Origin of the sequence: Streptomyces sp. CB01881 (assembly GCF_002953255.1) — a bacterium.
Lineage (GTDB): Bacteria > Actinomycetota > Actinomycetes > Streptomycetales > Streptomycetaceae > Kitasatospora.
This window is the reverse complement of sequence record NZ_CP026498.1, coordinates 7,673,081-7,691,412: the sequence shown is the minus strand read 5'-3', so window position 1 is coordinate 7,691,412 and position 18,332 is coordinate 7,673,081. Positions and strand designations below refer to the sequence as shown.

Sequence of the window (18,332 nt, the reverse complement as noted above, 5' to 3'; positions counted from 1 at the left end):
CGTACGTGAGCAGACGTGCGGCTCACGCGATCCGGTCCAGCACGATCGGGTTCGGGGTGAACGCCGTGCCGGCCGGGGAGACCTCGATGCCGCCGGCGAGCGCCTCGACGGCGTAGTCGTAGCGCTCGGGGGTGTCGGTGTGCAGGGTCAGCAGGGGCTGGCCGGCCACCACGGTGTCGCCGGGCTTGGCGTGCATCTCGACGCCGGCGCCGGCCTGCACCGGGTCCTCCTTGCGGGCGCGGCCCGCGCCGAGGCGCCAGGCGCAGACGCCGACGGCGTACGCGTCCAGCGTGGTGAGGACGCCCGAGGCCGGGGCGGTGATGACGTGCTGCTCGCGGGCGACGGGCAGCGGGGCGTCGACGTCGCCGCCCTGGGCGGCGATCATGCGGCGCCAGTGGTCCATCGCGGAGCCGTCGCGCAGCGCGTCGGCCGGGTCCTTGCCGTGCACGCCGGCCGCGGCGAGCATCTCGCGGGCCAGGGCGACGGTCAGCTCGACGACGTCGGCGGGGCCGCCGCCGGCCAGCACCTCGACCGACTCGCGGACCTCCAGCGCGTTGCCCGCGGTGAGGCCGAGCGGGGTGGACATGTCGGTGAGCAGGGCGACGGTGTTGACGCCGGCCGAGGTGCCGAGGCCGACCATGGTGCGGGCCAGCTCACGGGCGTCGTCGAGGTTCTTCATGAAGGCGCCGGATCCGACCTTGACGTCCAGCACCAGCGCGCCGGTGCCCTCGGCGATCTTCTTGGACATGATCGAGGAGGCGATCAGCGGGATCGCCTCGACGGTGCCGGTGACGTCGCGCAGGGCGTACAGCTTCTTGTCGGCGGGGGCGAGGCCGTCGCCGGCCGCACAGATCACCGCGCCGGCGTCGCGCAGCACCTGGAGCATCTCCTCGTTGGAGAGCAGGGCGCGCCAGCCGGGGATGGACTCCAGCTTGTCGAGCGCCGGTGTGGCCGAGGCCGCGGCCGGAGAGCTGCGGGACGGCGGCGCCGCAGGCGGCGACCAGCGGGGCGAGCGGCAGGGTGATCTTGTCGCCGACGCCGCCGGTGGAGTGCTTGTCGCTGGTCGGCTGCGCCAGCGAGGAGAAGTCCATCCGGACGCCGGAGCGGATCATCGCGTCGGTCCAGCGGCTGATCTCCCGCAGGTTCATGCCGTTGAGCAGGATGGCCATGGCGAGGGCGGACATCTGCTCGTCGGCGACGTGGCCGCGGGTGTAGGCGTCGATGACCCAGTCGATCTGAGCGTCGCTCAGCTCTCCGCGGTCGCGCTTGGTCCTGATGACGGAGATGGCGTCCATGGCTGCTCCATTGCTACCGGAGGGGTTCGAAAGCTGTGAGTTCGAAAGGCTGTGAAAAGCGAAGAGTGTCGCGAGGTGGCCGGATTACGACCCACTCGCGACACTCTACGCGCGTAACAAAGGCAAAGACTAGAGCCGCTCCGGCCCGAACGCGTCGGGCAGGACGTCACCCATCGGCTTCACGCCGGACGGCAGCTCGATCAGCAGGTCCGGACCGCCGTGCTCGTACAGCAGCTGGCGGCAACGGCCGCACGGCATCAGCAGCTGGCCGTCCCCGTCCACACAGGTGAACGCGGTCAGCCGGCCGCCGCCGCTCGCGTACAGCGCGGAGACCAGGCCGCACTCGGCGCAGAGGCCGAGCCCGTACGAGGCGTTCTCCACGTTGCAGCCGGTGACCAGCCGCCCGTCGTCGACCAGCGCCGCCGCGCCGACCGGGAACTTGCTGTACGGGGCGTAGGCGTGGCCCATCGCCTCCCGCGCGGCCGCGCGCAGCGCCTCCCAGTCGACCGCCGGGGTCGCCGCGGACGTCACTTGCCCTCGCCCTTGCGGTAGATCTGGCCGTCCGCCTTCGGCATCCGCAGCCGCTGCGAGGCCAGCGAGAGCACCACCAGGGTGATCACGTACGGCGTGGCGACGATCAGCGGGCGCTGCACCTCGTCGGTGGTCGCGTACCAGGCGAACAGGCCGCCGGAGACCACGAAGGTGATCGCCGCGGAGGTGAGCTTCCGGCGGTACACGTGCCAGAACGCGAGCAGGAACATCGCGATCGCGACCGTCAGGATCAGCACGTGCACCGACTCCGGGTCACGGAGCTGGAGGCTGTCGGTGAAGCCGAACAGGCCGGCGCCCATGGCGAGGCCGCCCGGCAGCCAGTTGCCGAAGATCATCGCCGCGAGGCCGATGAAGCCCCGGCCGAGGGTCTGGCCGTCCTTGTAGAAGTGCGCGGCGACCAGCGAGAGGTACGCACCGCCGAGGCCCGCGAAGGCACCGGAGGCGACGACCGCGTAGTACTTGTACTTGTAGACGTTGACGCCCAGCGACTCGGCCGCGGTCGGGTTCTCGCCGCAGGAGCGCAGGCGCAGGCCGAACACCGTGCGCCAGAGGATGAAGTAGGTGGCCACGATCAGCGCACCGGCCAGCGGCACCACCACGGAGATGTTGGTGACCAGGCCGCCGAGCACACCCGCGACGTCGGAGACCAGGAACCAGTGGTTGGTCTCGATGTCCTTCAGCCACGAGGAGAGACCGGGGATGGTGATGTACGGCAGCGGATCGGCCGGCGGGGACTGGTTCGCACCGGCGCCGACGGAGATGTAGTCCTTGTAGTAGATCCGGTTGACGTACGCGCAGATGCCGGGGATCAGCAGGTTGATACCGACACCGGAGACGATGTGGTCGACGCCGAAGGTGACGGTGATGACGGCGTGCAGCAGGCCGCCGAGCGCGCCGCCGAGCATGCCGGCCAGCAGGCCGACCCACGGGTTGTACAGGTAGCCGGCCCAGGCGCCGCAGAAGGTGCCGGCGACCATCATGCCTTCGAGACCGATGTTGACCACGCCGGCCCGCTCGGACCAGAGACCGCCGAGACCGGCCATGCCGATCGGCACGGCGGCGCTCAGCGCGGCGGTGACCTGCCCGGAGGAGGTCAGCGAGTGGTTGCCGGTGGCCACGCCCACGGCGGAGAAGAGGACCAGGGCGCCGGCGATCAGCAGCAGCACCACGGGCCAGGACATCTTGCGCTTCTTGGCGGGGGCGCCCGGCGCCTTCGCACGGGCAGCGGTGGCGGTACTCATGCCGACACCTCCTTCTTCTCGTTGGCGGCGGCCTGGGCGGCGAGTTCGGCGCCGACCTTCTGCTGCTGGCGCTTGAGGCCGTAACGGCGCACCAGCTCGTACGCGACGACGACGCAGATGACGATGGTGCCCTGCATGACCGGGACGATCTCCTGCGGGAACCCGCCCTGGTTCGGCAGCAGCGCGCCGGTGGTGTCCAGGAAGGAGAAGAGCAGCGCCGAGAAGGCCATGCCGATCGGGCTGTTGCGGCCCAGCAGTGCGACCGAGATGCCCAGGAAGCCGAGGCCGGGCTGGAAGCTCTGGCCGAAGTAGTACGAGTTCTGCAGCAGCTCGGGCAGGCCGATCAGGCCGGCCAGCGCGCCGGAGACCAGCATCGAGATGACGATCATGCGCTTGACGTTCACGCCGGACGCGGTGGCCGCGGACTCCGAGCGGCCGGTGGCCCGCAGGTCGAAGCCGAAGCGGGTGCGGGTCAGGGTGAACTGGAACGCCACGCCGACCAGGATCGCGATGAAGAGGAAGCCGTAGAGCGGGCCGCCGTTGGTGTCCAGCGCGAAGAAGTGGCTGGACTGCGAGACCGGGGCGGTCTGGATCGCGTTGGTGGTGCCGCCCTTCTCCGGCGCGAAGATGCCGGGGACGAGCAGCAGACCGACGATGGCGATCGCGATCGCGTTCAGCATGATGGTCGAGATGACCTCGCTGACGCCGCGGAAGACCTTCAGCAGACCGGCGATGCTCGCGTACAGGCCGCCGACCAGCATGGCGGTGATCAGCAGCAGCGGGATCTGGATGAACGACGGCAGGTCGAGCCGGCTGCCGACGTACGCCGCGAACAGCGCCGCGACCTTGTACTGGCCCTCGACACCGATGTTGAAGAGGTTCATCCGGAAGCCGAACGCGGCGGCCGCGGCGGCCAGGTAGTACGTGGTGGCCCGGTTCAGGATCAGCACCTGGCCGTCGGCCTTGGTGCCGAACGTGACCATCACGTTCCAGGCGTCGAACGGGTTCTTGCCCGAGGTCGCCAGCAGGACCGAGCAGATCGCCACCGACAGCACGACGGCGAGCACCGGCGCCGCGAGGGCGAGCACGATCTTCTCGACGCTGAACCGCTGCGCCAGCGAGCTCTTGGCCGCGGGGGCGGCGGGGTTGGGACTGGTCATGTGGCTACTCCCCCGCCTGCGGGTCGGCGGTGTCGGTGGGGGTCTCGGACGGGGCGTCGTCCCCTGCGGCGGCCTCGGTGCCCTCGGCCAGGGTGGCGTGGAACTCCTCCACGGCGTCCGCCTCGGACTCGATGTGGCCGCGGGCCGCACCGGTCATGGCGGTACCCAGGTCCTCGGCGGTGACGGTGGCCGGGTCGGCATCGGCGACCAGACGGCCGCGGTAGATCACCCGGATGGTGTCGGAGAGGCCGATCAGCTCGTCCAGGTCGGCGGAGATCAGCAGCACCGCGAGGCCGGCCCGCTGGGCGGTCCGGATGTGCTCCCAGATCTGCGCCTGCGCGCCGACGTCCACACCGCGGGTGGGGTGGGCGGCGATCAGCAGCTTGGGCTGGTGGCTCATCTCGCGGCCGATGATCAGCTTCTGCTGGTTGCCGCCGGAGAGGGAGGCCGCGGTGACCTCGATGCCGGGGGTGCGGACGTCGTACTCGTCGACGATCCGCTGGGTGTCCCTGCGGGCGGCGGCCGGGTCGAGCAGCACGCCCCTGGAGTTCGGGCTCTCGGTGACGTGGCCGAGGATCCGGTTCTCCCAGAGCGGGGCCTCCAGCAGCAGGCCGTGCCGGTGGCGGTCCTCGGGGATGTACCCGATGCCGGCCTCGCGGCGGGAGCGGGTGAGCGAGCCGGAGAGGTCCTTGCCGTCCAGGGTGACCGTCCCGCCGTCCAGCGGGAGCATGCCCATGATGGCCTCGACCAGTTCGGCCTGGCCGTTGCCCTCGACGCCGGCGATGCCGAGGATCTCGCCCTTGTGGATGCGCAGCGAGATGTCGTCCAGCACCACGCGCTCGATGCCCTCGGCGTCGGTCTTGGCGATCCGCAGGCCCTGGACGTCGAGCATCTCGTTGGTGGTGACGGTCGACTCGCGGCTCTCCGGGGAGGGCAGCTCGGCGCCGACCATCATCTCGGCGAGCTGGCGCGCCGAGACGGTGCCCGGGTCGGCGTCGCCGACCGTGGTGCCGCGCCGGATGACGCTGATCGCGTCCGCCACCGCCAGCACCTCGTGCAGCTTGTGCGAGATGAAGATGACGGTGACGCCCTCGGCCTTGAGCTCGCGCAGGTTGTCGAAGAGCGCGTCGACCTCCTGCGGGACGAGCACCGCGGTGGGCTCGTCGAGGATGAGGATCTTGGCGCCGCGGTAGAGCACCTTGAGGATCTCGACCCGCTGGCGGTCGGCCACGCCGAGGTCCTCGACCAGGGCGTCCGGGCGCACGCCCAGCCCGTACTGGTCGGAGAGCTCCTTGATCTTCGCCTTGGCCTTGGCGCCGATGCCGTAGAGCTTCTCGCCGCCGAGGACGACGTTCTCCCAGACGGTCAGGTTGTCGGCGAGCATGAAGTGCTGGTGCACCATGCCGATGCCGCGCGCGATGGCCTCGCCCGGGGTGTTGAACTCGCACAGCTCGCCGTTGATCGCGATGGTGCCCTCGTCCGGCTTCTGCATGCCGTAGAGGATCTTCATCAGCGTCGACTTGCCGGCGCCGTTCTCACCCATGAGGGCGTGCACGGTGCCGGTGCGGACGGTGAGGTTGATGTCGTGGTTGGCCACGACACCGGGGAAGCGCTTGGTGATGCCGCGCAGTTCGACGGCCGGTGTCGCCGTCCCCGCGCTGGGGGTACCGCCCTTGTTGAGGGCAGGGTCGGATGCGGTGATGGCGATCTCCTGGTGGTCTGGAGGCGCGTCGTTGCGCTGGAGGGCCAAGAAAAAACGATGAGGTACAGGACGGGGCCCGGGGGTGCGCACTGAGCGCACCCTGCCGGGCCCCTCCCTGATGCCGTGTCAATCATTGCGCTGCCGGGCAGGTGGCAGCGGCAGCGACGTCCCGCCGCGTCCTTACTTGGACGGGTCGGTCGGGACGGTGGTGGCGCCGCTCTTGATGGCGGTGGCGGCGTCGTTGAGCTTGCCCTGGATGTCGTCGATCTTGCCGCCGGTGGTGGCGAGCGAGACGCCGTCGGCCTTCAGGTCGAAGTTCTTCACGCCGGTGAAGGGGGAGCCCTTCTTGGCGGACTCGATGTAGGCGTAGACGGCCTTGTCGACGTTCTTCACCATCGAGGTGAGGATGCTGTTCTTGTACTTCGCCAGGGCCGGCTGGGCGGCCTGGTCGGAGTCGACGCCGATGGCCAGCTTGCCGGCGTTGGCGACGGCCTCGATGGAGCCGTTGCCGGAGGAGCCGGCCGCGGAGTAGATGACGTCCGCGCCCTTGTCCAGCTGGCCGTTCGCGGCCTCCTTGCCCTTGTCGGGCGAGTTGAAGCCGGAGAAGTCCGGGGGCGTGGTGAGGTAGGTGGTCTCGATCGCGATGTCCGGGGTGACGGACTTCGCGCCGGCCTTGTAACCCGCCTCGAACTTCTTGATCAGCTCGGACTGCACGCCGCCGATGAAGCCGATGTGCTTGGTCTTGCTCTTGAGGGCGGCGGCCACGCCGGCCAGGTACGAGCCCTCCTGCTCCGAGAACGTCAGCGAGGTGACGTTGCTCGGCTGGGTGTCGGAGGCCGAGTCGATGATCGCGAACTTGGTGTTCGGGTTCTCCTTGGCGACCTTCTCGACCGCGGCCTGGTACACGAAGCCGACCGCGATGATCGGGTTGTACCCGGAGGTGACCAGGTTCTTGAGGCGGGTCTCCTTGTCGGCCTCGGCCTCACCGGTCTTGGCGTCGGCCTCGGTGACGGAGACGCCGAGGTCGGCCTTGGCCTTGTCGAGGCCACGGGCGGCGGAGTCGTTGAACGACTGGTCGCCACGGCCGCCGATGTCGTAGGCCATGCCGACCTTCAGGCCGCCCTCGGAGGAGCCCGAGGAGGTGTTGGTGTCGTTGCTCTTTGCGCCGCAAGCGGCGAGCGAGGCAATGCCCAGGGAACCCGAGAGCACAACCGCGGCGAGCTTAGTTGAACGGCGCAAGGGAATATCTCCTTCTCACACGCACCCGATTAGCGTGGTCGGACGCCACCGTAACGCGCGTAGAACACGGTTGTGTTACGGGCCGCCGGAGCATTCGGGTTGTTATCAAACCGTGGTCTGACAACCATCCCGGCTCCCCTCTCCCCTGGCGGACGGTGACTGAAACTGGCCCAGCCCAGTTTACGTAACCGGACATAAAGCCAGACTTCAGGCAAACCGGGCCGCTGTGAGCCTTACTCCCCGTCCACCTGCCGCCCGCCGGGCCCCCCGTCCAGCGCCAACGCCACGAACAGCTCCACGCCGATCCCGATCGCCCGCTCGTCCACGTCGAAACGGCCCTGGTGCAGGTCGCGCACGGTGGCGTCGCCGGGGGCGCGGACGCCCAGCCGGGCCAGCGCACCCGGGGCGTGCTCCAGGTACCAGGAGAAGTCCTCGCCGCCCAGGCTCTGCTCGGTCTCCTCCACCACCTGGCGGCCGTCCTGGCCGAACCGGGCCGTCATGGCGGCCTCCAGCAGACCCACCGAGACCGCCTCGTTGACCACCGGCGGCACCCCGCGGTGGTAGTCGAGCGTCCACTTCGCCCGGTAGGTCTCGGCCAGCTTGGCGATCAGCTCGTGCAGCTGGTCCGGCGCCTCGCGCCAGCCGGCCAGGTCCAGGCAGCGGACGGTGCCCTCCAGCTCGGCGTGCTGCGGGATCACGTTGGGCGCGGAGCCGGAGGCGATCCGGCCCCAGACCAGGCTGACGCCCCAGCGCGGGTCCATCCGGCGGCCCAGCGCGGCCGGCAGGTCGGCGGCCATCCGGGCGATCGCCGTCACCAGGTCGGTGGTCAGGTGCGGGCGGGCGGTGTGACCGCCCGGGCCGTCCAGGTGCAGCACCAGCCGGTCGCAGGCCGAGGTGATCGCCCCGGTGCGCAGCCCGATCCGCCCGGCCTCCACCTTGGGGTCGCAGTGCACCGCGAAGATCCGGCCGACGCCGTCCATCCCGCCGGCGTTGATCACGTCCAGCGCCCCGCCCGGCATGACCTCCTCGGCCGGCTGGAAGACCAGCCGGACGGGCCGGCGCAGCTCGCCGGTGCGAGCGGCCTCCGCCAGCACCAGGGCGGTGCCCAGCACCACGGAGGTGTGCACGTCGTGGCCGCAGGCGTGCGCCCGGCCGGGGACGGTCGAGCGGTACGGGACGTCCGTCTTGGCGTCGTCGATCGGCAGCGCGTCGATGTCGGCGCGGAACGCCAGGAACTCGGCGCCGCGCGGGGTCCCGTCCGGGACGATGTCCACGGTCATCCCGGTGCCGCCGGGCAGCACCCGGGGGGCCAGGCCCGCCGCCGTCAGCCGGTCGCGCAGCAGGCCGGTGGTGCGGAACTCCTGGCGTCCCAGCTCCGGGTGCCGGTGCAAATCGCGGCGGAAGGCGATCAGCTCCGGCTCCAGCGCCCTGACCCGGCCGCGCAGGTCTGCGGAGGGGCGGGCAGCGGTGAGCGTGACGGCCGACTGGGCGGACTCAGGACGGTTCATCTCAACAAGAGTAGGCCTGTTGGGGGGATTTGGCCCGACTTCCCCGAAAGTAGTCCCCGGATGGGCGCATACCGGCCGAGCAGGTGGGTATGACATCTCGTTTTAGCCGCCTTCCCCGGGTTGCGTGTCCTGTGCAACGACCGCCCGCGCCGGCGGTCACGGCCCGCGCCGCGGCGGTGTGACGATCCTTCAGAACCGCTCGTCCGGCGTGTACGTCCCCCACACCTCGCGCAGCGCGTCGCAGACCTCGCCGAGCGTGGCCCGGGCGGCCAGCGCCTCCTTCATCGGGTACAGCACGTTGTCGCGCCCCCCGGCCGCCCGGCGCAGCGCGCCGAGCGAGCGGGCGACCGCCGAGGAGTCCCGCCCGGCCCGCAACCGGGCCAGCCGCCCGGCCTGCTGCTCCTCGATCGCGGGGTCCACCCGCAGCGGCTGGTACGGCTCCTCGGCGTCCAGCCGGAAGCGGTTGACGCCGACGACCGTCCGCTCGCCCGAGTCGGTCTCCTGCTGGACGCGGTAGGCCGTGCGCTCGATCTCGGCCTTCTGGTAGCCGGCCTCGATCGCGGCCACCGCGCCGCCCAGCTCCTCGACCCTGGCCATCAGGGCGAGGGCGGCGGCCTCCACCTCGTCGGTCAGCGACTCGACCACGTACGAGCCCGCGAAGGGGTCGACGGTGGCGGTGACGTCGGTCTCGTGGGCGAGTACCTGCTGGGTGCGCAGCGCCAGCCGGGCGGACTTCTCGGTGGGCAGCGCGATCGCCTCGTCGAAGCCGTTGGTGTGCAGCGACTGGGTGCCGCCGAGCACCGCCGCCAGCGCCTGCACCGAGACCCGGACGAGGTTGACCTCGGGCTGCTGCGCCGTCAGCTGCACCCCGGCGGTCTGGGTGTGGAAGCGGAGCATCTGCGAGCGCGGGTCCTGCGCGCCGAACTCCTCGCGCATGACGCGGGCCCAGATCCGGCGGGCGGCGCGGAACTTGGCCACCTCCTCCAGCAGGGTGGTGCGGGCCACGAAGAAGAAGGAGAGCCGGGGCGCGAAGTCGTCGACCGCCATGCCGGCCGCGACGGCGGTGCGCACGTACGCGATGCCGTTGGCGAGGGTGAAGGCGATCTCCTGCGCGGGGCCCGCCCCGGCCTCGGCCATGTGGTAGCCCGAGATCGAGATGGTGTTCCAGCGGGGGATCTCGGCCCGGCAGTACCGGAACACGTCCGCGACCAGCCGCAGCGAGGGCTTCGGCGGGAAGATGTAGGTGCCGCGGGCGATGTACTCCTTCAGCACGTCGTTCTGCACGGTGCCGGTCAGCCGGGCCGGCGCGACGCCCTGGGCCTCGCCGACCAGCTGGTACAGGAGCAGCAGCAGGCCGGCGGGCGCGTTGATGGTCATCGAGGTGGAGACCTCGCCCAGCGGGATGCCGTCGAACAGGACGCCCATGTCCTCGACGCTGTCGATCGCCACCCCGACCTTGCCGACCTCGCCGGCCGCGATCCGGGCGTCCGAGTCGTAGCCCATCTGGGTGGGCAGGTCGAAGGCGACCGAGAGACCGGTGCCGCCGCCGGCGATCAGCTGGCGGTAGCGGGCGTTGGACTCGGCGGCGGTGCCGAAGCCGGCGTACTGGCGCATCGTCCACGGCCGGCCGGTGTACATCGTCGGGTAGACGCCCCGGGTGTACGGGTACTCCCCCGGGCTGCCGAGGCGTTCCCGCGGGTCCCAGCCGGCCAGGTCCCCGGGGCCGTAGAGCGGTGCGAACGGGAAGCCCGACTCGGTGCGGCGCGGCTCGGCTGCCATGGTGTCCTCCGCGGGATCGGCGGGGCGGTGCACACTCGTCCCTTTCGAATCTAGGCGGTGACGGGCGGCGCCGACACCGTTGAGATGATCGGGTGAGCGACCGAATCGCTTCCGACCCCACGCTTCCGAGGAGTGGCAATGACCGAACAGAAGGTGGCCGTGGTCACTGGTGCGAGCAGCGGGATCGGCGCCGCGACCGCCCGCCGGCTCGCCGCCGAGGGCTTCGACGTGGTGCTGACCGCCCGCCGGACCGACCGGATCGAGGCCCTGGCCAAGGAGACCGGCGGCCGGGCGTACACCCTGGACGTCACCGACCGGGCGGCCGTGGACGCCTTCGCGGCCGCGATCGGCCGGGTGGACGTGCTGGTCAACAACGCCGGCGGGGCGATCGGCGCCGAGTCGGTGGAGACCGGCGACCCGGCCGACTGGCTGGCGATGTACGAGGTCAACGTGCTCGGCGTGCTGCACATGACGCAGGCCCTGCTGCCGGCGCTGCGGGCGAGCGGCGACGGCACCGTCCTCGTCCTCTCCTCCACCGCCGCGCTGACCGCCTACGAGGGCGGCGGCGGCTACGTGGCGGCCAAGCACGCGGCGCACACCATCGCGGCGACGCTGCGGCTGGAGCTGTGCGGCGAGCCGATCCGGGTGATCGAGATCGCGCCCGGCATGGTGCGGTCCGAGGGCTTCGCGGTGACCCGGTTCCGGGGTGACGAGGAGAAGGCGGCGGCCGTGTACGCGGGCGTCGCCGAGCCGCTGACCTCGGAGGACGTCGCGGACACCGTCGCCTGGGCGGTCACCCGGCCCCCGCACGTCAACATCGACCTGCTGGTGGTCCGCCCGCGCGCCCAGGCCGCCAACCACAAGGTGCACCGGGCCTGACGCAGGACGGGCGGGCAGCCCGGGGGGGCAGTGATCGGACGTGTCACCCCAGAGTGGTACATACGTGCGATGAAATCTCTCCGGGCCTCCCGCCCGCGGGTTCTGCTGACCGCACTCGCGGCCGGCACCCTGCTCCTCAGCTCCGCCTGCAACGACAGCACCAAGCCCGCCCAGGACCAGGCCGCCGGGGCCACCTCCCCGGCCGCCACCCCGACGGCGACCCCGACGCCGACGCCGACGCCCACCGGGGCGGACGACCCGGCGCTCAAGTCCTTCTACGGCCAGCAGATCGCCTGGGCCGCCTGCCCGGCCGACCCCCAGGCCGAGCAGGCCAAGATCGACATATCCGGGTTGCTCTGCGGCAAGCTGCACGTCCCGCTCGACTACACCCACCCCGCCGCCGACGCCCTCGACATCGCGATGATCAAGCTGCCGGCCGCCAAGCCGGACCAGAAGGTCGGCTCGCTGATGGTCAACCCGGGCGGCCCCGGCGCCTCGGGCATCGAGATGGTCAAGTACGGCGCCAAGGACTTCGACGGCGCCCTGCACAACCGCTTCGACGTGATCGGCTTCGACCCCCGCGGCACCGGCGACAGCTCGCCGGTCGTCTGCTTCGACGACAAGCAGAAGGACGCCCGCAACGAGGCCGACGACCCGCTCGACCCTGCGGTCCGCAAGGCCGAGCACGTCAAGAACGCCACCGAGCACGCCGCGGCCTGCCAGGCCAAGTCCGGCAAGCTGCTGCCCTTCGTCGGCACCCGCAACACCGCCCGGGACCTGGACGTGCTGCGCGCGGCCGTCGGCGACAAGAAGCTGAACTACCTCGGCGTCTCCTACGGCACCTACCTCGGCGCGGTCTACGCCGAGGAGTTCCCGAAGAACGCCGGCCGGCTCATCCTGGACGGCGCCGTCGACCCCGCCCAGGACCAGCTGGACCACGGCATCGACCAGCAGGTCGGCTTCGAGAAGTCCTTCGAGCGCTTCGCCGCCGACTGCGTGCAGAACCACGCCGCCGAGTGCCCGCTCGGCAAGGACCCGGCCAAGGCCGCCAAGAAGGCGGCCGACTTCCTCGACGGCCTGCACGACCACCCGATGACCGCCAAGGACGGCCGCAAGCTCGGCCGGGACCTCGCCTGGACCGGCACCACCCAGCTGCTGTACGGCGACGAGAAGACGACCTGGCAGTACCTGCGCAACGCGCTCGGCTGGGCGATGGTCGCCAACAAGGCCGACGCCCTGCTGGCGTTCGCGGACGAGTACAACGGCCGTGACGCGAAGGGCCACTACAACGCGATGGAGGAGGCGAACGGCGCGATCAGGTGCGCCGACAACGCCGCCCCGGCCCCGACCCCCGAGAAGGCCCAGCAGGCCGTGGCCAAGCTCCAGGCCGAGGCCCCGCTGTTCTCCAGGGGCGTCACGGTGGACGACTACAGCGAGCCGGGCTGCGCGTACTGGCCGTTCAAGACCCCGGAGAAGGCGCACACGATCCGCGCCGAGGGCGCCGACCCGATCCTGGTCGTCGGCTCCACCGGCGACCCGGCCACCCCGTACGCCTCCGCCGAGGCGCTGGCCAAGGGCTTCGCCGCCGCCACCCTGCTGACCCGGGTGGGCGAGGGCCACGGCGCGTTCGGCAAGGGGAACACCTGCATCGACGCCGCACTGGAGGCCTACCTGGTCGACGGCAAGCTGCCGGCGGCCGGGACGCGTTGTTCCTGAGATGCCGGCGTTATTAGCAGATGAGGACGGGGAGGGCGCTGACACCGAGGTGTCAACGTCACAACTTGATAGCTCGATCGGATGAATTCCGCGTGCGCCCTCCCCAACTGATGACTGCTCAACTACCGTTGAGTCACTGCCCGGCGGGCGCTGGACGCCGCCCCGCAGTCCGATACTTCACCTGCTCCACCTCCCCTTTCACCGGCACCTTCCCGCCCTCACGAGGAGGACCCGCTGGCCAGCGACATCCCGCCGCAGCGGCTCGATCCCAGCTCCGAGCCGACTCTCCTCGGACTGCACCGCTTCAACGAGGCCGACGCCGGCGCCGCCGAGGAGGCCCTCCTGGCCTGCTGCGGCAGCCACCGCTGGGCCCTGCGGCTCACCGCGCACCGGCCCTACCCCGACATAGAGTCCCTGCTGGCCGCCGCCAGCGAGGCCTCCTACGACCTGCGCCCGGCGGACCTCGCCGAGGCGCTGGCGGACGAGAGCTGGATGCCGCAGCCGCTCCTCGGCATGCGCGCCCCCGGCAGCCAGGCTGCGCACACCGCGCTGCGGGCGGCCCACGCCGCGTACGAGGCGCGGTTCGGGCACGTCTTCGTGGTCTGCCTGGAGGGCGTCGCCCCCGAGGAGATGCTCGACACCGTGCTCACCTCCATCCGCACCCGGCTGGCCAACGACCCGGACGAGGAGCGGCTGATCGCCTCGGACGAGCTGCGCCGGATCGCCCTGACCCGGCTGGAGCACCTGGTCGCCACCCACTCGGAGGCCGGCGCGCGCTGAACCCGGCTCACCTCTTCGCCTGCGCGGCGCGGAGCTTCGCCACCTGCTGCCGGACGATCCGCTCGTCCGGTGCCGTGGCCGGCTCCGCGCCGACGCCCACCGTGGTGAAGACCGCCAGCGCCGGGCCGACCCGGACCAGCACCGCACGCCGGGAGAGCATCACCGAACCCGATTCATTCGTCAGGGTGAACCCGGTCACCGCGTCGGCTCCCCCGGGCGTGGGCGCGTCCTCCCGGCTCAGCCGGTACCTGGTCCGCACGCCCTTGCGCGCCTTGTCCACCGGCGGCGGCGCGGTGGAGGTGAACGAGGCGCACGGGCCGAACAGCTTCTCCAGCTCCGCCTGGAGCTGCGCCGCCCGCCCGGCCCGGTAACCGAGCAGCCCCCCGTACACGCCGCCCTGCGGGTCCGCCGCGCGCGCCACCCCCAGATCGGTCTCGGCGTACGGGGCCCCCGGCCCGGGAGAGGCCGAGGCGGCGCCCGGCGGAACGGCCGGGGTCACCGCGTCCAGCAGCGGCTGGCAGGCCGGCAGGCCGGAGACCTCCCGCGCACCGCCCGACCCGGTCTCACCGTGCCCCGACGTCATCACCGTCACCGTGTAGCCGGGCCCCAGGTCGGCGTCGGCCACCGCGGCCGCCCGCAGCTCGGCGGCGGACAGCTCGCGCCCCGGCCCGGCCCGGTCGGCGGAGCCGCCGACCGTGGTGCAGCCCGCCACGAGCAGCAGGGCGCAGACGACGGCGGGGGCGGACGGGCGGGGCTGGCGGAGCGGCACGGCGGCCTCGGCAGGGTGTCGGCGCGGGAGGGGCCGCCACCGTAGCGCAACCGGACGGTCACCCTGGGTCCCCGAACGGAGCGCAGTTCCCGCCCGACTAGGCCAGTCGTGCCTGATTGATCACACCTCGGGCCCCCGGAGGCGGTTACCGAGACGGCGTCGATAGGATGCTCGCGGCCGGTGGACCGTACCCGGCCGGGCTGACCGACACCGAAGCCGGCCGAGCCCCCAATCGCTTCCGGAGGGTTTTTCCGTGCCGGCTGGAACGTTGTACCGCGGCCGGGAAGGCATGTGGAGCTGGGTGGCTCATCGAGTCACCGGCGTCCTCATCTTCTTCTTCCTGTTCGCTCATGTCCTGGACACCGCGCTGGTGCGAGTGTCGCCCGAGGCGTACGACTCCGTCATTCAGACGTACAAGACGCCGCTGGTGAACCTGATGGAGTACGGCCTGGTGGCCGCCATCCTGTTCCACGCTCTCAACGGCCTGCGGGTCGTCGCCGTCGACTTCTGGTCGAAGGGCCCGAAGTACCAGAAGCAGATGCTCTGGACCGTGGTCGGGGTGTGGGTCGTCCTGCTGGCCGGCTCCTTCTACAACATCCTCGAACACACCCTGCTCACCTGGTTCGGGAAGTGATCTGAGACATGTCCACGGAAATCTCCGACGCCCTGGTGGTCCCCTCCGTCCAGGCGCACACCGGCAAGGGTCTCGGCACCGGCAACCCGGCGGACGAGTTCGTCATCGAGCCGGCCCGCCAGCGGACCAAGAAGACCCCGCGCCGCACCCGCACCAACTTCGAGATGCTGGCCTGGCTCTTCATGCGCCTGTCCGGCATCGTCCTCGTGGTGCTGATCCTCGGCCACCTGCTGATCATGCTGGTGCTCGACGGCGGCGTCTCGAAGATCGGCTTCGCCTTCGTGGCCGGCCGCTGGGCCTCGCCGTTCTGGCAGGGCTGGGACCTCCTGATGCTCTGGCTCGCCATGCTGCACGGCGCCAACGGCATGCGGACGGTCATCAACGACTACGCCGAGAAGGACTCCACCCGGCTCTGGCTGAAGGGCCTCATGGGCGCCGCCACGGTCTTCACCGTGCTGCTCGGCACCCTGGTGATCTTCACCTTCGACCCCAACATCTGACGACTCAGCATTTAATCGGCAATCGGCAGAGGCCAGAGGCGAGTTAACCCCCCATGCAGATTCACCAGTACGACACCGTCATCGTCGGCGCCGGCGGCGCCGGCATGCGCGCGGCCATCGAGTCGACCCAGCGCAGCCGCACCGCGGTGCTGACCAAGCTCTACCCCACCCGGTCCCACACCGGCGCGGCCCAGGGCGGCATGTGCGCCGCCCTCGCCAACGTCGAGGAGGACAACTGGGAGTGGCACACCTTCGACACGGTCAAGGGTGGTGACTACCTGGTCGACCAGGACGCCGCCGAGATCATGTGCAAGGAGGCCATCGACGCCGTCCTCGACCTGGAGAAGATGGGCCTGCCCTTCTCCCGCACCGAGCAGGGCCGGATCGACCAGCGCCGCTTCGGCGGCCACTCCCGCAACCACGGCGAGGCCCCGGTCCGCCGCTCCTGCTACGCGGCCGACCGCACCGGCCACATGATCCTCCAGACGCTGTTCCAGAACTGCGTCAAGCACGGTGTCGAGTTCTTCAACGAGTTCTACGTCCTCGACCTGCTGATCAACGAGGGCCAGACGGCCGGCGTCGTCGCCTACGAGCTGGCCACCGGCGAGATCCACGTCTTCCAGGCCAAGTCGGTCGTGTTCGCCTCCGGCGGCACCGGCAAGTTCTTCAAGGTCTCCTCCAACGCCCACACCCTCACCGGTGACGGCCAGGCCCTGGTCTACCGCCGCGGCCTGCCGCTGGAGGACATGGAGTTCTTCCAGTTCCACCCGACGGGCATCTGGCGCATGGGCATCCTGCTCACCGAGGGCGCCCGCGGCGAGGGCGGCATCCTGCGCAACAAGGACGGCGAGCGCTTCATGGAGCGCTACGCCCCCGTCATGAAGGACCTCGCGTCCCGTGACGTCTGCTCCCGCGCGATCTACACCGAGATCCGCGAAGGCCGCGGCTGCGGTCCGGACGGCGACCACGTCTACCTGGACCTCACCCACCTGCCGCCGGAGCAGCTGGACGCCAAGCTCCCGGACATCACCGAGTTCGCGCGCACCTACCTCGGCATCGAGCCCTACACGGACCCGATCCCGATCCAGCCCACCGCGCACTACGCCATGGGCGGCATCCCGACCAACGTCGAGGGTGAGGTCCTGCGCAACAACACCGACATCGTCCCGGGCCTGTACGCGGCCGGCGAGGTCGCCTGCGTGTCCGTGCACGGCGCCAACCGCCTGGGCACCAACTCGCTGCTGGACATCAACGTCTTCGGCAAGCGGGCCGGCATCGCCGCCGCCGACTACGCGCAGACGGTGGACTTCACCGAGCTGCCCGAGAACCCGGCCGAGAAGGTGCAGGCGCTGGTCGACGGCCTGCGCGAGTCCACCGGCACCGAGTCCGTGGCGCAGATCCGCAAGGAGCTGCAGGAGACCATGGACACCAACGCCATGGTCTACCGCACCGGCGCCACGCTGAAGCAGGCGGTCGAGGACATCGCCGCGCTGCGTGAGCGGTACAAGAACGTCGCCATCCAGGACAAGGGCTTCCGTTACAACACGGACCTGCTGGAGGCCGTCGAGCTGGGCAACCTGCTCGACCTGGCCGAGGTGCTGGCGGTCTCCGCGCTGGCCCGCGAGGAGTCGCGCGGCGGCCACTACCGCGAGGACTTCCCGACCCGTGACGACGTGAAGTTCATGCAGCACACCATGGCGTACCAGGAGGTTGCCGAGGACGGCACCACCTCCATCCGCCTCGACTACAAGCCGGTCGTCACGACCCGCTACCAGCCGATGGAGCGTAAGTACTGATGAGCACTCCGACTGTGGAGAAGCACTCGGCCGCTCTGGACGCGGCCGAGGCGGGCGGTGTCCAGCTGATCACCGTCACCTTCCGGATCCGCCGGTTCAACCCGGAGGAGCACCCGGACCCGGTGTGGGTCGACTACCAGCTGACCCTGGACCCGAAGGAGCGCGTCCTGGACGCGCTCAACAAGATCAAGTGGGAGCAGGACGGCACCCTCACCTACCGCCGTTCCTGCGCGCACGGCATCTGCGGCTCCGACGCGATGCGGATCAACGGCCGCAACCGGCTGGCGTGCAAGACCCTGATCAAGGACGTCAACCCGGAGAAGCCGATCACGGTCGAGGCCATCAAGGGCCTCACGGTCCTCAAGGACCTGGTCGTGGACATGGACCCGTTCTTCCAGGCGTACAAGGACGTCATGCCGTTCCTCATCACCAAGGGGAACGACCCGACGCGTGAGCGCCTGCAGTCCGCCGAGGACCGCGAGCGCTTCGACGACACCACCAAGTGCATCCTGTGCGCCGCGTGCACGTCGTCCTGCCCGGTCTTCTGGAACGACGGCCAGTACTTCGGCCCGGCCGCGATCGTCAACGCGCACCGCTTCATCTTCGACTCGCGTGACGAGGGTGCCGAGCAGCGGCTGGAGATCCTCAACGACCGTGAGGGCGTCTGGCGTTGCCGGACCACCTTCAACTGCTCCGAGGCCTGCCCGCGCGGCATCGAGGTCACCAAGGCGATCCAGGAAGTGAAGCGGGCGCTGGTCACCCGCCGCTTCTGATCCACCGCC

At 70.8% G+C, this 18,332-nt stretch carries 15 protein-coding genes and 1 pseudogene; 7 read left to right on the top strand and 9 right to left on the bottom strand.

Annotated features, from left to right (window positions below):
* Positions 1-22: 22 nt before the first annotated feature.
* The 8 genes and pseudogenes from C2142_RS23605 to C2142_RS23570 form a co-directional block, all read right to left on the bottom strand.
* A pseudogene (locus tag C2142_RS23605) lies at positions 23-1,295 on the bottom strand (thymidine phosphorylase).
* 129 nt (positions 1,296-1,424) lie between these two features.
* On the bottom strand, positions 1,425-1,826 hold the full coding sequence (locus tag C2142_RS23600) for a cytidine deaminase (RefSeq protein ID WP_148644479.1): 402 nt from the start codon (positions 1,824-1,826) through the stop codon (positions 1,425-1,427).
* The gene (locus C2142_RS23595; RefSeq protein ID WP_148644478.1) at positions 1,823-3,088 is read right to left on the bottom strand and encodes an ABC transporter permease; all 1,266 of its coding nucleotides are present in this window, start codon (positions 3,086-3,088) and stop codon (positions 1,823-1,825) included. Before C2142_RS23595 ends, C2142_RS23600 begins: the two co-directional genes overlap by 4 nt.
* Positions 3,085-4,248, bottom strand: a complete 1,164-nt coding sequence (locus tag C2142_RS23590; RefSeq protein WP_148644477.1) for an ABC transporter permease — start codon at positions 4,246-4,248, stop codon at positions 3,085-3,087. The genes C2142_RS23595 and C2142_RS23590 overlap by 4 nt, the downstream gene beginning before the upstream one ends.
* 4 nt (positions 4,249-4,252) lie before the next feature.
* A complete protein-coding gene (locus tag C2142_RS23585; RefSeq protein ID WP_277347340.1) occupies positions 4,253-5,878 on the bottom strand; it encodes an ABC transporter ATP-binding protein in 1,626 nt (541 codons plus the stop codon).
* A 252-nt stretch (positions 5,879-6,130) separates the two neighbouring features.
* Positions 6,131-7,189, bottom strand: coding sequence for a BMP family ABC transporter substrate-binding protein (locus tag C2142_RS23580; RefSeq protein ID WP_148644476.1), 1,059 nt, complete (start codon positions 7,187-7,189; stop codon positions 6,131-6,133).
* A 233-nt stretch (positions 7,190-7,422) separates the two neighbouring features.
* Complete coding sequence (locus C2142_RS23575) at positions 7,423-8,697, bottom strand: amidohydrolase (protein WP_148644475.1); 1,275 nt, start codon at positions 8,695-8,697, stop codon at positions 7,423-7,425.
* A gap of 189 nt (positions 8,698-8,886) precedes the next feature.
* Positions 8,887-10,476, bottom strand: a complete 1,590-nt coding sequence (locus tag C2142_RS23570) for a methylmalonyl-CoA mutase family protein (protein WP_148644474.1) — start codon at positions 10,474-10,476, stop codon at positions 8,887-8,889.
* Between the two features lie 138 nt (positions 10,477-10,614).
* Here C2142_RS23570 and C2142_RS23565 point away from each other — a divergent pair, with 138 nt between their 5' ends.
* The 3 genes from C2142_RS23565 to C2142_RS23555 all read left to right on the top strand — a co-directional run bounded on the left by C2142_RS23565 (position 10,615) and on the right by C2142_RS23555 (position 13,851).
* Complete coding sequence (locus C2142_RS23565; RefSeq protein ID WP_148644473.1) at positions 10,615-11,355, top strand: SDR family oxidoreductase; 741 nt, start codon at positions 10,615-10,617, stop codon at positions 11,353-11,355.
* 69 nt (positions 11,356-11,424) lie between these two features.
* A complete protein-coding gene (locus C2142_RS23560; RefSeq protein WP_148644472.1) occupies positions 11,425-13,071 on the top strand; it encodes an alpha/beta hydrolase in 1,647 nt (548 codons plus the stop codon).
* A gap of 294 nt (positions 13,072-13,365) precedes the next feature.
* Positions 13,366-13,851: a 2-oxo-4-hydroxy-4-carboxy-5-ureidoimidazoline decarboxylase gene (locus C2142_RS23555; protein ID WP_148644471.1), complete on the top strand. Its 486-nt coding sequence runs from the start codon at positions 13,366-13,368 to the stop codon at positions 13,849-13,851.
* A gap of 7 nt (positions 13,852-13,858) precedes the next feature.
* On the opposite strand, the gene C2142_RS23550 is transcribed toward C2142_RS23555, so the two are convergent.
* On the bottom strand, positions 13,859-14,620 hold the full coding sequence (locus C2142_RS23550) for a hypothetical protein (RefSeq protein WP_148644470.1): 762 nt from the start codon (positions 14,618-14,620) through the stop codon (positions 13,859-13,861).
* Positions 14,621-14,873: 253 nt separating this feature from the next.
* Here C2142_RS23550 and sdhC point away from each other — a divergent pair, with 253 nt between their 5' ends.
* The 4 genes from sdhC to C2142_RS23530 are packed head-to-tail and all read left to right on the top strand — an operon-like array spanning position 14,874 to position 18,323.
* The gene (gene sdhC / locus C2142_RS23545) at positions 14,874-15,254 is read left to right on the top strand and encodes a succinate dehydrogenase, cytochrome b556 subunit (protein ID WP_148644469.1); all 381 of its coding nucleotides are present in this window, start codon (positions 14,874-14,876) and stop codon (positions 15,252-15,254) included.
* Between the two features lie 8 nt (positions 15,255-15,262).
* Positions 15,263-15,754, top strand: a complete 492-nt coding sequence (locus C2142_RS23540) for a succinate dehydrogenase hydrophobic membrane anchor subunit (RefSeq protein WP_148644468.1) — start codon at positions 15,263-15,265, stop codon at positions 15,752-15,754.
* Between the two features lie 53 nt (positions 15,755-15,807).
* Positions 15,808-17,550 carry a succinate dehydrogenase flavoprotein subunit gene (gene sdhA / locus C2142_RS23535; protein WP_148644467.1) on the top strand — a complete coding sequence of 581 codons (1,743 nt, stop codon included), beginning with the start codon at positions 15,808-15,810 and terminating at the stop codon, positions 17,548-17,550.
* Positions 17,550-18,323 carry a succinate dehydrogenase iron-sulfur subunit gene (locus C2142_RS23530; RefSeq protein WP_148644466.1) on the top strand — a complete coding sequence of 258 codons (774 nt, stop codon included), beginning with the start codon at positions 17,550-17,552 and terminating at the stop codon, positions 18,321-18,323. The genes sdhA and C2142_RS23530 overlap by 1 nt, the downstream gene beginning before the upstream one ends.
* Positions 18,324-18,332: the final 9 nt, after the last annotated feature.

What these genes read in the sequence shown, in the direction of transcription:
- C2142_RS23570 (WP_148644474.1), bottom strand. Translation starts at nt 10,476, where the DNA reads ATGGCAGCCGAGCCGCGCCGCACCGAGTCGGGCTTCCCGTTCGCACCG.
- C2142_RS23560 (WP_148644472.1), top strand. Translation starts at nt 11,425, where the DNA reads ATGAAATCTCTCCGGGCCTCCCGCCCGCGGGTTCTGCTGACCGCACTC.
- C2142_RS23595 (WP_148644478.1), bottom strand. Translation starts at nt 3,088, where the DNA reads ATGAGTACCGCCACCGCTGCCCGTGCGAAGGCGCCGGGCGCCCCCGCC.
- C2142_RS23565 (WP_148644473.1), top strand. Translation starts at nt 10,615, where the DNA reads ATGACCGAACAGAAGGTGGCCGTGGTCACTGGTGCGAGCAGCGGGATC.
- C2142_RS23540 (WP_148644468.1), top strand. Translation starts at nt 15,263, where the DNA reads ATGTCCACGGAAATCTCCGACGCCCTGGTGGTCCCCTCCGTCCAGGCG.
- sdhA (WP_148644467.1), top strand. Translation starts at nt 15,808, where the DNA reads ATGCAGATTCACCAGTACGACACCGTCATCGTCGGCGCCGGCGGCGCC.
- C2142_RS23575 (WP_148644475.1), bottom strand. Translation starts at nt 8,697, where the DNA reads ATGAACCGTCCTGAGTCCGCCCAGTCGGCCGTCACGCTCACCGCTGCC.
- C2142_RS23530 (WP_148644466.1), top strand. Translation starts at nt 17,550, where the DNA reads ATGAGCACTCCGACTGTGGAGAAGCACTCGGCCGCTCTGGACGCGGCC.
- C2142_RS23590 (WP_148644477.1), bottom strand. Translation starts at nt 4,248, where the DNA reads ATGACCAGTCCCAACCCCGCCGCCCCCGCGGCCAAGAGCTCGCTGGCG.